This window comes from Ruegeria sp. (assembly GCF_965221235.1).
Lineage (GTDB): Bacteria > Pseudomonadota > Alphaproteobacteria > Rhodobacterales > Rhodobacteraceae > Ruegeria.
The window spans coordinates 1,774,744-1,787,958 of sequence record NZ_CBDCRS010000004.1; the positions used below are offsets into that span (position 1 = coordinate 1,774,744).

15 protein-coding genes are annotated in these 13,215 nt (G+C 59.0%); 4 read left to right on the forward strand and 11 right to left on the reverse strand.

Annotated elements, in window-relative coordinates; genetic code table 11:
- Positions 1 to 545 precede the first annotated feature (545 nt).
- The 7 genes from ACOQOY_RS11910 to ACOQOY_RS11940 form a co-directional block, all read right to left on the reverse strand.
- Positions 546 to 677, reverse strand: coding sequence for a hypothetical protein (locus ACOQOY_RS11910; protein WP_420585632.1), 132 nt, complete (start codon positions 675 to 677; stop codon positions 546 to 548).
- A gap of 90 nt (positions 678 to 767) precedes the next feature.
- On the reverse strand, positions 768 to 2,696 hold the full coding sequence (dxs, locus tag ACOQOY_RS11915; protein ID WP_420585633.1) for a 1-deoxy-D-xylulose-5-phosphate synthase: 1,929 nt from the start codon (positions 2,694 to 2,696) through the stop codon (positions 768 to 770).
- Between the two features lie 13 nt (positions 2,697 to 2,709).
- Positions 2,710 to 3,576 (reverse strand): polyprenyl synthetase family protein, encoded by an 867-nt coding sequence (locus ACOQOY_RS11920; protein WP_420585634.1) that lies wholly within the window; start codon positions 3,574 to 3,576, stop codon positions 2,710 to 2,712.
- Entirely contained in the window at positions 3,577 to 3,819 is a 243-nt protein-coding gene (locus ACOQOY_RS11925) for an exodeoxyribonuclease VII small subunit (protein ID WP_058272726.1), read from the reverse strand. It lies immediately after the preceding gene.
- Complete coding sequence (locus ACOQOY_RS11930; protein ID WP_420585635.1) at positions 3,816 to 4,742, reverse strand: histone deacetylase family protein; 927 nt, start codon at positions 4,740 to 4,742, stop codon at positions 3,816 to 3,818. Before ACOQOY_RS11930 ends, ACOQOY_RS11925 begins: the two co-directional genes overlap by 4 nt.
- Positions 4,743 to 4,811: 69 nt before the next feature.
- Complete coding sequence (locus ACOQOY_RS11935; RefSeq protein ID WP_420585636.1) at positions 4,812 to 5,513, reverse strand: response regulator; 702 nt, start codon at positions 5,511 to 5,513, stop codon at positions 4,812 to 4,814.
- Entirely contained in the window at positions 5,510 to 6,022 is a 513-nt protein-coding gene (locus ACOQOY_RS11940; protein WP_420585637.1) for a MarR family winged helix-turn-helix transcriptional regulator, read from the reverse strand. Before ACOQOY_RS11940 ends, ACOQOY_RS11935 begins: the two co-directional genes overlap by 4 nt.
- Positions 6,023 to 6,182: 160 nt before the next feature.
- Here ACOQOY_RS11940 and ACOQOY_RS11945 point away from each other — a divergent pair, with 160 nt between their 5' ends.
- The 4 genes from ACOQOY_RS11945 (at position 6,183) to ACOQOY_RS11960 (ending at position 9,641) form a co-directional block, all read left to right on the forward strand.
- The gene (locus ACOQOY_RS11945; RefSeq protein WP_420585638.1) at positions 6,183 to 7,049 is read left to right on the forward strand and encodes a branched-chain amino acid aminotransferase; all 867 of its coding nucleotides are present in this window, start codon (positions 6,183 to 6,185) and stop codon (positions 7,047 to 7,049) included.
- Positions 7,050 to 7,174: 125 nt separating this feature from the next.
- The gene (locus ACOQOY_RS11950; RefSeq protein ID WP_420585639.1) at positions 7,175 to 8,125 is read left to right on the forward strand and encodes a cupin domain-containing protein; all 951 of its coding nucleotides are present in this window, start codon (positions 7,175 to 7,177) and stop codon (positions 8,123 to 8,125) included.
- A 177-nt stretch (positions 8,126 to 8,302) separates the two neighbouring features.
- Positions 8,303 to 9,259 carry an IS1595 family transposase gene (locus tag ACOQOY_RS11955; protein ID WP_420584042.1) on the forward strand — a complete coding sequence of 319 codons (957 nt, stop codon included), beginning with the start codon at positions 8,303 to 8,305 and terminating at the stop codon, positions 9,257 to 9,259.
- 16 nt (positions 9,260 to 9,275) lie between these two features.
- Positions 9,276 to 9,641 carry an SPW repeat domain-containing protein gene (locus ACOQOY_RS11960; protein ID WP_420585640.1) on the forward strand — a complete coding sequence of 122 codons (366 nt, stop codon included), beginning with the start codon at positions 9,276 to 9,278 and terminating at the stop codon, positions 9,639 to 9,641.
- Between the two features lie 120 nt (positions 9,642 to 9,761).
- On the opposite strand, the gene cobO is transcribed toward ACOQOY_RS11960, so the two are convergent.
- Genes cobO through aroC form a run of 4 tightly spaced genes read right to left on the reverse strand, consistent with a single transcriptional unit; the run spans position 9,762 to position 13,142 of the window.
- Complete coding sequence (cobO, locus tag ACOQOY_RS11965; RefSeq protein ID WP_420585641.1) at positions 9,762 to 10,361, reverse strand: cob(I)yrinic acid a,c-diamide adenosyltransferase; 600 nt, start codon at positions 10,359 to 10,361, stop codon at positions 9,762 to 9,764.
- A 59-nt stretch (positions 10,362 to 10,420) separates the two neighbouring features.
- Positions 10,421 to 11,356, reverse strand: coding sequence for a DMT family transporter (locus tag ACOQOY_RS11970; RefSeq protein ID WP_420585642.1), 936 nt, complete (start codon positions 11,354 to 11,356; stop codon positions 10,421 to 10,423).
- Positions 11,357 to 11,374: 18 nt separating this feature from the next.
- Positions 11,375 to 12,058 (reverse strand): HD domain-containing protein, encoded by a 684-nt coding sequence (locus ACOQOY_RS11975; protein ID WP_420585643.1) that lies wholly within the window; start codon positions 12,056 to 12,058, stop codon positions 11,375 to 11,377.
- A complete protein-coding gene (gene aroC / locus ACOQOY_RS11980) occupies positions 12,042 to 13,142 on the reverse strand; it encodes a chorismate synthase (RefSeq protein ID WP_420585644.1) in 1,101 nt (366 codons plus the stop codon). Before aroC ends, ACOQOY_RS11975 begins: the two co-directional genes overlap by 17 nt.
- Positions 13,143 to 13,215 lie beyond the last annotated feature (73 nt).

Consider the following 13,215-nt stretch of genomic DNA (forward strand, 5'->3'; position numbering starts at 1 on the left):
AGGAATACCTTTGAATACACTGAGAACACTTCGTTAACCTTTTGTTAACAGTCGGCTCGACCCAGGCACTTTGTCACGAAAACTGAAAATATTTACCCCAAAAAGCAACCACTTACGCGCGGCGACACGGGCACAGTACCACCATCAAAAATAGTGGTGATGCTTGGGGTTAGCCGAACTGACCTGAAAATGCTGCATGAAAAGCGTTCCGAAATGTGTCCCGCGTCACAGACGAATCAAGCGAGGCCGGTCATACTGAGGTCATAGTTGATTTTGCGTTCATGTTTGGTTTCGAGCGCAGTTTTTTCATCATCCTCCCTGAGACTAGGGCGCGCTCTGCCGAGCGCGCCCAATTCATCTGTTTCAAAAACTGTCCGAACGGTTGCGCATGTGGTGGTGCAGCGTTGCTACAGGTCAAGCGCCGAATACCTTCGTCATAGCGCATTTCTGAGCTGCAACGCGGGATGTAAGCAAATTCGCGCCAGTGTCGCAGCGGGTTTACGCCGCGTCCGAAAGAGGTCTCTTTGCGAGACGACAAAATTATTCTACGTCGAGCGGGTCGTTTTGATGGGGGTCAAAATGAAGTTGAGTGCATTGGAAATATGTTGCGTGCTGCTGGCGAGCGTGGTGGCTGTGGTCGGGTTTGTTGGAGCTGCAAACGCGATCATTTCGGTCATGTGAGTTCGTAAAGATGGCGCTGTCTTGAGGCGAAGAGCCTCTGTGGGCGCTTCGTTCACAGTTTCTGAAACCGATCGCCTCACATGCGCTCAGGCGCGTTTTTCGCCTATGGTCGTCACGCCCAGAACCGACAGTACTTTGGCTTCGATATTCTCGGCATTCATGCCCGCAACGGCGTACATATCTGCCGGGTTAGCCTGATCAATAAAGATATCCGGCAGAACCATCGAGCGGTACTTGAGACCCTGATCAAACACACCCTCATCCGCCAAAAGCTGTGCGACGTGGCTGCCAAAGCCCCCAATGGCGCCTTCTTCGATGGTGATCAGGGCCTCGTGGTTTGCAGCCAGATCAAGGATCAGATCACGATCCAGCGGTTTGGCGAAACGGGCATCAGCAATGGTCGGGGTGATGCCGCGCGCAGTCAGTGCCTCGGCCGCTTTTTGCACCTCGGCCAGTCGGGTGCCAAAAGACAGGAGCGCCACGCGCGCGCCGTTCTGGATGATGCGGCCTTTGCCGATCTCCAAAACCTCGCCGCGCTCGGGCAGGTCGACGCCGACGCCTTCGCCCCGTGGATATCGGAAAGCGATAGGGCCATCGTCATGAGCAGCTGCGGTGGCGACCATATGCATCAGCTCGGCCTCGTCCGCCGCGGCCATGACCACCATGCCCGGCAGGTTGGCCAGATAGGCAATATCGAACGAACCTGCATGGGTCGCGCCATCCGCGCCCACCAGACCTGCGCGGTCGATGGCAAAGCGCACGGGCAGGCGCTGAATGGCCACGTCGTGCACAACCTGATCGTATCCACGTTGCAGAAAGGTCGAGTACATGGCGCAGAATGGCTTCATCCCGCCAGCGGCAAGCGCCGCCGAGAAGGTCACGCCATGTTGTTCAGCAATCGCCACGTCGAAACAGCGCGACGGGTAGCGTTCCGCAAACAGGTTCAACCCGGTGCCATCTGGCATCGCGGCGGTGACAGCGACAATCTTGTCATCCCGCCCGGCCTCATCCACCAGCGCATTGCCAAAGACTGAGGTGTAGGACGGTGCGTTGGACGGGGCCTTTTTCTGCTCGCCCGTCACAACATCGAATTTGGCGGTGGCGTGGCCCTTGTCGCGGGCCTGTTCGGCAGGGGCATAGCCTTTGCCTTTTTTGGTCAGCACATGGATCAGGATCGGACCTGTTGCGCGCGCCTTAACAGTGCGCAGAACCGGCAGCAGTTGATCCATGTCGTGGCCGTCGATCGGCCCGACGTAGGAAAAGCCCAGCTCCTCGAACAGGGTGCCGCCAACGGCCATGCCTTTCAGCATTTCTTTGGCGCGTTTCGCGCCTTCGCGGAACGGTTCCGGCAGCAGCGACACCGCGCCCTTGGCGGCGGCCTTCAGATCGTGGAACGGTTCTTCGGCGTAGATGCGCGACAGATAAGAGGACAATGCGCCAACCGGCGGTGCAATGCTCATCTCATTGTCATTCAGGATGACGATCAGGCGTTTCTTCAGGTGGCCTGCATTGTTCATTGCCTCAAAGGCCATACCCGCCGACATCGAGCCGTCGCCGATCACCGCTATCGCGTCGCCCAACCCTTCGGGTGTGACACCGCCCAGATCGCGGGCAACGGCAAACCCGAGTGCTGCGCTGATCGAGGTCGAACTATGCGCCGCGCCGAATGGGTCGTAGGGGCTTTCGCTGCGCTTGGTGAACCCGCTGAGGCCATCTTTCATGCGCAGGGTGCGAATACGATCACGTCGCTCAGTCAGGATTTTATGCGGGTAACACTGATGCCCAACATCCCAGATGATCTTGTCGCGGGGCGTGTCGAACACCGCGTGCAGCGCGGTGGTTAGCTCGACCACACCCAGGCCCGCCCCCAGATGCCCGCCGGTGACGGATACAGCCGAAATCGTCTCGGCCCGCAATTCCTGCGCCACCTGATGCAGTTGCGCGTCCGAAAACTGCTTGAGGTCCGCAGGGCGGTTCACAAGGTCCAGCAGAGGCGTATTCGGGCGGTCAGACATATGGCGTTCCTGCTTAGCTGTCCCGGGCAATAACGAAGCGGGCGGCGTCCTTCAAGGTTTCAGCCGATGCGCCATACCCATCCAGCGCGGCGCAGGCTTGATCGACCAGTTCTGCCGCCCGAGCCTTCGCCGCATCCAGACCCAGCAGCGACACAAAAGTGGCCTTACCCGCATCCGCATCTTTTTGCAGGCGTTTTCCGGCCTTTTCAGCATCTCCTTCGATATCAAGGATGTCGTCTGCGATCTGAAAAGCAAGTCCCAGTGCCCGGGCATATTGGCGCAATGGTTCGGTATTCGCTTGTGCCAACTGCGCACCGGCACAGGCCGACCATTCGATCAGCGCCCCGGTTTTGCCCGCCTGAAGGCGCGTGATTTCGTCCAGCGTCAACGGAGTCGCCGCCGTTTCGGCCGCAATATCCAGCGCCTGACCCAGCGCCATGCCCTGCGCGCCGCTGGCCTTGGCCAGTGTCAGGGTCAGCTCGGCGCGGACTTCCGCATTTCCGACCTCGGGCCGGGTGCAAAGCTCAAATGCCAGAGTTTGCAGCGCATCTCCGGCCAGAACGGCGGTGCCTTCGTCCCATTTCACATGCACGGTTGGACGCCCGCGGCGCAGGTCGTCGTCATCCATGCAGGGCAGATCGTCATGCACCAAAGAATAAGCGTGCAGCGCTTCGATCCCGGCGGCAGGCCAGATCGCACGATCCTCGTGGACGCAATGCAGACGCGCGCTCTCCAATACCAGAAATCCGCGCAGCCGCTTGCCGCCCTCGGTGGCATAGGCCATCGCCCGGGTCACATCCAGATCGTCCAGCGCCCCCAGAACCAGATCGAAATGGCTCTGAATTCGCGCTGCATCCTGCGCCAGTTTTTCGCGAAACATTTACTGACCTTCGACAGGCGTCGTCCCGGTCGGCTGACCATTGGCGTCCAGAGTGATCGCAGCGACCTTTTCCTCGGCTCGCTTCAGCTCATCCTCGCACCGCTTTTTCAACGCCGCCCCGCGTTCATACAGAGCGATGGACTGATCCAGCGCCACATCGCCGCGTTCCAGCTGGCCGACCACGGCCTCCAGCTCTTTCATCGCCTGTTCGAATGTCATCTGATCAACGGGGGTATCGGTCATCGGGCTGCCTTCATCAATTCTTCCACATGGGCGCGTGTGGCCTCGGCCAGTGCGTTCAGATCATACCCGCCTTCCAGAGTCGAGACGATACGTCCTCCGCACAGCTCATCGGCGATCTTGCAAAGCTCGGCCGTGACCCAGGCGAAATCACCCGTCGACCAGTTGAGATTGGCTAGCGGATCATCCTGATGGGCATCGAACCCGGCTGAAATGATGATCAGTTCAGGCTTGAAAGCGCGCAGACGTGGGAAGGCCTGCGTTTCATACGCCGCCCGCATCTCAGCCCCGCCTGATCCCGGTGCCAGAGGAATGTTCAGAACCGTCTCATATGCCCCGGTTTCATCGGGCCGACCCGATCCGGGCCAGAGCGGCATCTGCTGGCTTGTGATCACCAGCGCGCGTCTCTCGTCCCACAGCAAATCCTGCGTGCCGTTGCCGTGATGGACGTCGAAATCCACCACCGCAACCCGGTTTAACCCGTGATGATCCAGCGCATGTTTTGCCGCCAACGCTGCATTGCCGAACAGGCAAAACCCCATGGCTTTATCCGTTTCCGCATGATGACCCGGCGGACGAATGGCGCAAAACGCGTTCGGCGCTTCGCCCCCCAGAACCATATCCACCGCCCGCACCACAGCCCCTGCCGCCCGATAGGCGGCATCCACAGACCCCGGAGACATGAACGTATCCCCGTCAATCTGCGCAAAACCCTCCGCAGGTCGCGTGGCGCGAATATCCCGGATGTAGTCTTCGGGGTGAATGCGTAGCAAATCGTCATCCGCTGCCATAGGTGCCGTTCTGCGATCCAGATCCAGCGGTTCCAGCGCATGAAGAATATGCTCCAGCCGCGCCACCCGCTCTGGATGCCCGTCCGGTGTCACATGTCCCAAACAATCCGCATGAGTAAAAAGGGCAGTCTTCATTGGGATCCCCTGATCATTTGGATAAAAATACCTTTGCCGAAAGCAAAAATCCGCCGCGCAGCGGCCATATCAATCCGGCGCCAACATATACCCGGCACCCCGAACAGTCTGAAGATACCGAGGTTGCTTCGGGTCCTGCTCAATCTTGCGGCGCAGGCGCGTTATCTGCACATCCACCGCACGTTCTTGCGCCTGCCCTTTGTCGCGGCCCAGATCCTCGACCAGCTTGGCTCGGCTGATCGGCTCTCCGGGCTGGGCCGAGAAGATCTTCATCAACTGGCTCTCTGTCGCGGTCAGACGCACCGGGTCTTCGCCCTGCCACATCTCACCACGTTCCACATCATAGCGGATCGGCCCCAGGGTCAGGATTTTGGTCGCAGTATCCTGAGCAGGCGTTTCCGGCATCCGCCGCAGGATTGCGTTGATCCGCAGCAACAGCTCTTTCGGCTCGAACGGTTTGGCAAGGTAATCGTCAGCGCCTGCCTCAAGCCCGGCAATCCGGTGTTCGGTCTCGCCGCGTGCAGTCAACAGCAGGATCGGTGTGGTATGGGTCTCGCGCAGAGTCTTGGTCAGGCTCACGCCATCCTCACCGGGCATCATCACATCCAGCACGATCATGTCGAAATCCAGCCCTGACAACACTCGCCGTGCATGGGCGGCATCGCGGGCGGCCGTCACCAGAAACCCGTTCCGCATCAGAAACTTCTTGAGCAGATCACGAATACGCTCATCGTCGTCGACGATCAGCAGATGGGCGTCCATATCGCTCATGAGGTGGTATCCCGCAGTTTGGTGTAGGCATGACGCATATCAGCATCCATCATCGCTTCAAGCACTTTACGAAATCCTGACACGGCCTCGGGGCCGGCGTCCTTATACGCGGCGCGCATCCGCACGCGCTGGGCTTCAGACAGTTTTGCTTCAAGCGTTTTACCTTTTTCGGTCAGAAACAGATGTCGTTCGCGTTTATCCACCGTGCCAACACGGCTTTCGACCAGACCATCCTCGATCAGCGTCCGCAGCACCCGGTTCAAAGACTGTTTCGTCACGCCCAGAATAGCCAGCAGGTTGTTCACCGTGGTTCCCGGCGCACGGTTTATGAAATGGACAGCCCGGTGATGCGCCCGGCCATAAGCCATCTGCGCCAGAATACGATCGGGATCAGCCGTAAAGCCGCGATAGGCGAAAAACATCGCCTCAATCCCTTGTCGCAGCTGTTCGTCGGTCAGAAACAAAAGGCTTTCGCCGCCAAAGACTTGGGCGGGACGCGTATCCGACATGGTTTGCCTCATTCGTTACTCAGAACCGACTTTATGTCAGCGTTATTGACATTCCAAGGGTGGACAGGTATCGAATCGCAGTTTCTGCGCAACTTTATGTCCGCATCGGACTTAAATGGCGCAACAATCGCAAAATTCAACCCAAGGCTGGAGGTTTCGCATGGCGGGGTATGATGATCGTGACGGCGTGATCTGGTTGGATGGCAAATTGGTGCCATGGCGCGAGGCCAATGTACATATTCTGACCCACGCTATGCACTACGCGTCATCCGTGTTCGAGGGTGAGCGCGCCTATAACGGCAAGATCTTCAAAAGCCGGGAACATTCCGAGCGTCTGATCGCCTCGGCTGAGGCGTTGGACATGCCGATGCCTTATGACGTAGATCAGATCGAAGCTGCCAAGGAAGAAGCGCTGAAAGCCAGCGGTTTGCAGGATGCCTATGTGCGAGCTCTGGTCTGGCGCGGTTCGGGCGACGATATGGGTGTGGCCTCGGCCAAAAACCCTGTGCGCATGGCGGTCGCGGTCTGGCCTTGGGGCGCATATTACGGCGACGCCAAAATGCAGGGCGCCAAGCTGGACATCGCTGAATGGAAACGCCCCAGCCCGGAAACCATCCCGGTTCACGCCAAGGCGGCAGGTCTCTACATGATCTGCACGATCTCGAAGCATAAGGCCGAGGCCAAGGGCTGCTCGGATGCGCTGTTCATGGACTGGCGTGGCTATGTCGCCGAAGCCACCGGCGCAAATGTCTTCTTCGTCAAGGATGGTGAGGTGCATACCCCGCTGGCGGATTGCTTCCTGAACGGGATCACGCGCCAGACTGTGATTCAGATGCTGAAAGACAAAGGCATCACCGTCCACGAACGCCGCATCAAACCCGAAGAGATGGCCGATTTTGAACAATGCTGGCTGACGGGTACAGCGGCCGAGGTCACTCCGGTCGGACAGATTGGCGATTATACGTTCGAAGTGGGCGATCTGACCCGTGAGATCGCCGCAGAGTATGAGGCGCTGGTGCGCGCTTAACCCACGCGGCCGATGATTTAGGAACCCTCGCTTTCGGCGGGGGTTTTTCTTTGCCCAAAGTTCAAGCTTTTGTGCAGATCGTCCCGACGGGTGGACGAATGCGCAGCCGGGTATAGGTTTAACCCATGTTGGACCTGCTCAGCGATATCCTCACACGCCTGTCTCTGCGGGGGACATTCTATTTCCGAACCTCCTTTTCGCCCCCCTTTGGCGTTCAGGTCCCTGCCTATCAGAACGTGGCCCGGTTTCACTTTGTTCAGCGGGGGGAAGTGAAGGTTTATGTCTCTAACACAGGGGAAATGGTGCGTCTGAAGCAGGGTGATCTGATCCTGATCCCGCACGGGGCGGCCCATGCCCTGCTGTGCAATGAGGTTAATCCGATGGACGCCATTCCACTTGAGAAGGTGCTGGAAGAGGCCGGGTATCAGGGTGATGGTGTTCTGATCTATGGCGGAGAGGACAAAAGCCGCGATACGCAGCTGATTTGCGGTCATTTCTCGTTCACCGGCCCTCCGGGACGGCAAGGGACTGGGCATATGCTGATCGACCGATTGCCACCCTATATCCTGATCGAGAATTACGGTGAAGAAGCCGGAGCCTGGATCGAGGCCACGCTGCGCATGATCGGCTCTGAAATCGGCAGCGCGCGCATTGGTGGTGACCTGATTGCGCTGAAACTGTCCGAGGTGCTGTTTGCACAAGCCATCCGCGCCTATCTTGAACTGCAAAGCCCCACCGACTCGGCCCTTGCCGGGTTTGCAGATCTCCGCATCTCGCGCGCGCTGACCGCTTTTCATCAGGCCCCGGCGCAGGACTGGAGCGTCGAATCGCTGGCGCGAGAGGCCGGGATGTCCCGCACCGCCTTCGCGCAGCTTTTTGCCGAGAAAATGGCGACGACACCGATGCAATACCTGACCGACTGGCGGATGCAGATTGCCTGCCACGGGCTGACCGAGAACCGCTGGAACGTGGCCGATGCAGCGGCTGAGGTTGGCTATGCCTCTGAGGCTGCATTTTCCCGTGTGTTCAAAAAGCAGGTCGGCCTGTCTCCGGCAGCATATCGGTCTATGCACTGATCCGACCGGGTTTTGAACGATCTGCATGATCTGGCGAACGAACCGGGATTAAGCGACCGATGACGCGCCCCTACCTTGGCTTCATGCCAAGCTAGGAAAGGAAAGGCTCAGTTCGTAAATCGTATGCAAGCTTCACGTTTCTGATATGATCTTGGGAAAATCGAGGAGGTATTGACAGTGGATCACAAGCAGTTTCAGGAGTGGTTATCCCGCATAGACGGTCTCAGTCTGGCGCAGAGGCAGCAAGCACAGGCTGTGTTGCTGGGGGAAACTGAGCCATCCGCTTCGCTGGCAGCGATCGAAGCGCGCGTCGCCGAGGACCGTGAGTGCCCGCATTGTGGCACGCCTGGCGCGGTTTCGCGGGGCAAAGCCCGAGGGCTACAGCGGTATCAATGCAAGGCCTGCAACAAGACTTTCAACGCGGCAACGGGCACGGCTTTACAGGGCCTGCACAAGAAGGACAGATGGCTCGCCTTTGGGGGCTGCCTTGCGGATGGGCTGACCGTTCGCGCGTCTGCAAAGCGCTGTAATTTTGCCGTCTCTACGGCGTTTCGTTGGCGGCACCGATTTTTAGGCACGAAGGACCAGGACCCTCCAAAACTCAAGGGCATTGTCGAAGCCGACGAGACCTATGTTCTCAAGAGCCGCAAGGGCGATCGCAAACTTGATCGCAAGGCGCGCCGCAGGGGCGGCAAGGCCAGCAAGCGCGGTCTGTCAGACGAACAGGTTCCGATATTGGTTGCCGTGGACCGAGGCGGCACAACGGCGTGTTCCGTCCTTCCATCTGTCACAGCTGACAGCATACACAGCGTTCTGGAACCCCGGATTGATGATGACATCCTTCTGGTCACTGATGGAAACAACGTTTACCCGCCCTGCGCCAAGTCACTTGGGGTCAGACACGAAGCATTGAACCAGTCCGCCGGTGAACGGGTGCGTGGGGTGGCTCACATACAAACAGCCAACAATCGGCACAGTGGGTTGAAGGACTTCCTGCGCCGCTATCGCGGCGTTTCGAGCAAATACCTCGAAAACTACCTGCGATGGTTCGAACGGTGTGACCTGCTGAAATCATCGGCCAGATCCTGTCTCGCGACCGCGATTGGGACGTCATGCACACAATTTGCGAACTGAGCCAAAGGAAAACTCAATGTCTCTGCGTTTTGTTACCCGGTCAGTTCACGCCTATCTCGACTATCCCGTCGCCCTTGCGCTGATGGTTCTGCCCTTTGTCCTTGGGTTGGGGCAATCCAACCCGATGGCGTTGTGGCTGTCCGTCGCCACCGGGGCTGCGGCTTTTGTGCTGACTGTTCTGACCGATCATCACCTCGGCATTTGGCGGGTGTTGCCGTATAAATTCCATCTGGCCGTCGATCTGCTGGTCGGCGTCGTGTTTCTGGCCGCGCCTAGCCTGTTTGGGTTTTCGGGCCTCGATGCCATCTACTATTGGCTGAACGGCGCGGCGGTGGTTGCCGTTATCTCGCTCAGCGCGCCGGAAGAGGGCGTGACCGCCTGAACGGGACATCGCCAAGAAAAAAGCCGCTTGCTTGTGGGCAGGCGGCTTGTTGCAGTGCAACAGGAGGGTGAAGTTTTGAGAAACCGGACCCTCGTATTGCCCCTATTTAGAGTCTGATTCTCAGAAGTCCACGCCGCGCTGAGCTTTGATCCCGGCCTGAAACGGGTGCTTTTCCTCGGTCATTTCCGTGACCAGATCAGCATAGTCGCGCAGCGCCTGCGGAGCGTCGCGCCCGGTCAGGAACACGCTGGTCTTGTCTGATCGCGCCGTCAGCCCTTCGATCACGCGCTCGACCGAGAGGTACTCGTAGCGCAAAGCGATGTTGATCTCGTCCAGCACCACCAGATCATATTCACCACTGGCCATCAGGGCGCAGGCCTTGTCGAATGCTGCCGTGGCTGCTGCGATGTCACGCTCACGGTCCTGGGTGTCCCAGGTGAACCCTTCTCCCATCGTGTGCCAGGTCACCAGATCGCGCTCCTCGAAGAAACGCCGTTCGCCCGTTTTCCACTTGCCTTTGATGAATTGCACTACCGCGACCTTCTGACCCCAACCCAGCGCTCGGATCACAACCCCAAACGCCGCTGAGGATTTACCTTTGCCCTTGCCGGTATTGATCAGCACCAGACCACGGCCGGGATCGACCGCCTCAGAGACCTTTTTGCGGTGCTTGGCCTGCACCTTTTGCATCTTTTCCTTGTGATCCTGCGCATCGCTCATGGGAAACCCTCAATCTGTCTGTCGGGCACACCCTAGGGGAAGTTCTGCAAAGGTAAAGGTCAGCCTTTGGGATCGGTGACCGCGCGGGCCTTGCCGCGCTCCAGCCCCAGTTGGTGTTCGCGCCAGATCACCACGATATTGCCGGCAATGACCAGCGCTGCACCGGCCAGCATCACCAGCGTCGGCAATTCGCTGAACCAGACGTAGCCGATGACGATGGCAAACAGCATTGAGGTATAGTCATAGGGCGCCAGCATTGAAGCCTGCCCAAAGCGATAGGACGAGGTCACCAGAATTTGCGCCACACCGCCAATCAAGCCGGCCATAATCAGCAGCGCTGCTTGATCCCACGTGGGAACGACCCAGCCCCCAAAGATGGTCAGGCCAGAAAGTAATGAAGCTGTCATCGAGAAATAGAACACGATTGCCGCTGGATGATCGACCTGTACCAGTTGCCGGATGTGGATCTGCACAAAGGCGCGGGCAATGGTTGCACCCAGGATGCACAACGCACCGATCGTGGCAGTGGCCTCTAGATTGTTGCCGCCCAGCCGCGGCCAGATCATGATCAAAACACCCAAAAGGCCAATGGCAACGGCGGCGATTCGAATTGTGCGGATGCGTTCGCCCAGCATGATCGCCGCCAGAATCAGGGTGAAGATTGGGGTGGCGTAGCCAATCGCGGTGGCCTCGGGCAGGGGGATCAGCCCAAGACCCGTGAATGTCAGCCCCATCGCCGTCGTGCCCAGCACGCCGCGCCAGAAATGACCCATGGGTTTGCGCACAACAAAGCCCTGCGCCAATTCTCCACGCGACATCAGCCAGATGATGATCACCGGAATGGCAAAGAACGACCGGAAGAACACCAACTCACCCGTTGGAAACTCGTCCGACAGCGCTTTGACAACGGCGGCCATGGCGGTGAACAGAAACACCGCGCTCACCTTCAGAGCGACGGCCAGCAAGGGTCGATGCGATGTTAACGATTTCGCCATGCGCGCGACCCTGCGCTTTTACTTGGGAAAGATCAACGGCTCGTCAGAAATCCAATCGGCGGGCAGGGCGTTGCCGATCTCTTCCGAGAATTCTTCGAGAAATCGGATCATTCGCTGTACGCGTATCTGCGCGACGGCCTTGCCACCTTCGGTCATCATGTCAGCGGGCAGCGAAAGTAGCTTCACTTTCCAATGATCGAGCGAATAGGTCAGGTCGTCCAAGGGCCGGTGCGCTGCAAACGGGTCTGCCGGGTCATAGAGAGACCGCCCCAAAGCGCCGGATACCGAGAAGTTCCGCGCAATGCCAATGGCACCCAGTGCATCCAGACGGTCTGCATCGCGCAGGATGCAGGCTTCGGGCGATTCCGGAGTGATGTTGGCCGAGAAACTATGGGCCTCAATCGCATGTTGGATGGCTCGGATCTGGTCCGGAAAATAGCCGAGTTTGGCAAGAATAGGCTCTGATTCCCGCGCAGAACGACGTGAGGCCAGATGCCGTTCAGGATCGTCCTTAGACAGGTTCACCAGATCATGCAGATAGCTGGCAGCCAGCAGCACGGGCATGTCGGTCTGATCATCGGCAATGGCCTGAGCGTTCACCCAAACGCGGTCCAGATGGGCGAGATCATGCGCTGGATCGGTCTCCATCCGCTGCGCAACGACGGCGCGCAGGCGCGCGCGCAGATCAGCCGATCCGTCCACGGTTCTCTCCGATCTGGCCACGATGCAGTAGCAGGTGGTCCAGTATCACGCAGGCCATCATGGCCTCACCCACCGGCACGGCGCGAATGCCGACGCAGGGGTCATGGCGGCCCTTGGTGATGATCTCGGTCTCTTCACCGGATTTGGTGATCGTTTTACGGGTGGTCAGAATGGATGAGGTCGGTTTGACCGCAAAGCGCACGACGATGTCCTGCCCGGTCGAGATGCCGCCCAGAATGCCGCCCGCGTGGTTCGAGCTGTATTGCGGGCCGTTCTGACCCATGAAGATCTCATCGGCGTTGGCTTCGCCTGTCAGTTCGGCGGCGGCCATGCCTTCGCCGATCTCGACGCCCTTGACGGCGTTGATCGACATCATCGCGGCGGCCAGATCAGTGTCTAACTTGGCATAAACCGGCGCTCCGATCCCGGCTGGGACGCCGCGGGCGACCACTTCGACCACCGCACCGACCGAGTTGCCCGACTTGCGCAGGTCATCCAGATAGGCAGCCCAATCCTCGGCGGCTTGGGCGTCTGGCGTCCAGAACGGGTTCTGTTCGATCTGCGACCAGTCGAAATTGGCGCGGTCGATCCTGTGCGGGCCGATCTGGGTCATATAGCCGATGATCTGAACATTCGGCGCGATTTGCTTGATCGCTTCGCGCGCCAGCCCGCCAGCAGCAACGCGCGACGCAGTTTCGCGGGCCGAGCTACGCCCGCCGCCGCGATAGTCGCGGATGCCGTATTTCTGCCAATAGGTGATATCGGCATGTCCCGGACGGAACTTGTCCATGATATCGCCGTAGTCTTTCGAGCGCTGGTCGGTGTTTTCGATCATCAGTTGGACCGGGGTACCGGTGGTTTGACCTTCGAACACGCCGGACAGAATTTTCACCTGATCAGGCTCGCGCCGCTGAGTGGTGAACTTGTTCTGACCCGGTTTGCGCTTGTCCAGCCAGTGCTGGATCATACCCTCGTCGATTGCAACGCCCGGAGGGCAGCCGTCCACCGTCGCACCCAATGCGGGCCCGTGGCTTTCACCCCAGGTGGTGACGCGGAAGAGGTGTCCAAAGCTGTTCATCGACATAAGGCGTGCTCCTTTGCGGGTCGTGATTAGCGGGCGCGGGGCTTGGCCTCAAGCGGATTGTGGGGGAGGGGAC

Coding starts and splice junctions, on each gene's coding strand:
- ACOQOY_RS11950 (WP_420585639.1), top strand. CDS start 7,175: ATGTTGGACCTGCTCAGCGATATCCTCACACGCCTGTCTCTGCGGGGG.
- ACOQOY_RS11940 (WP_420585637.1), bottom strand. CDS start 6,022: ATGTCGGATACGCGTCCCGCCCAAGTCTTTGGCGGCGAAAGCCTTTTG.
- ACOQOY_RS11920 (WP_420585634.1), bottom strand. CDS start 3,576: ATGTTTCGCGAAAAACTGGCGCAGGATGCAGCGCGAATTCAGAGCCAT.
- ACOQOY_RS11930 (WP_420585635.1), bottom strand. CDS start 4,742: ATGAAGACTGCCCTTTTTACTCATGCGGATTGTTTGGGACATGTGACA.
- ACOQOY_RS11960 (WP_420585640.1), top strand. CDS start 9,276: ATGTCTCTGCGTTTTGTTACCCGGTCAGTTCACGCCTATCTCGACTAT.
- dxs (WP_420585633.1), bottom strand. CDS start 2,696: ATGTCTGACCGCCCGAATACGCCTCTGCTGGACCTTGTGAACCGCCCT.
- ACOQOY_RS11925 (WP_058272726.1), bottom strand. CDS start 3,819: ATGACCGATACCCCCGTTGATCAGATGACATTCGAACAGGCGATGAAA.
- ACOQOY_RS11935 (WP_420585636.1), bottom strand. CDS start 5,513: ATGAGCGATATGGACGCCCATCTGCTGATCGTCGACGACGATGAGCGT.
- ACOQOY_RS11910 (WP_420585632.1), bottom strand. CDS start 677: ATGACCGAAATGATCGCGTTTGCAGCTCCAACAAACCCGACCACAGCC.
- ACOQOY_RS11945 (WP_420585638.1), top strand. CDS start 6,183: ATGGCGGGGTATGATGATCGTGACGGCGTGATCTGGTTGGATGGCAAA.
- aroC (WP_420585644.1), bottom strand. CDS start 13,142: ATGTCGATGAACAGCTTTGGACACCTCTTCCGCGTCACCACCTGGGGT.
- cobO (WP_420585641.1), bottom strand. CDS start 10,361: ATGAGCGATGCGCAGGATCACAAGGAAAAGATGCAAAAGGTGCAGGCC.
- ACOQOY_RS11970 (WP_420585642.1), bottom strand. CDS start 11,356: ATGGCGAAATCGTTAACATCGCATCGACCCTTGCTGGCCGTCGCTCTG.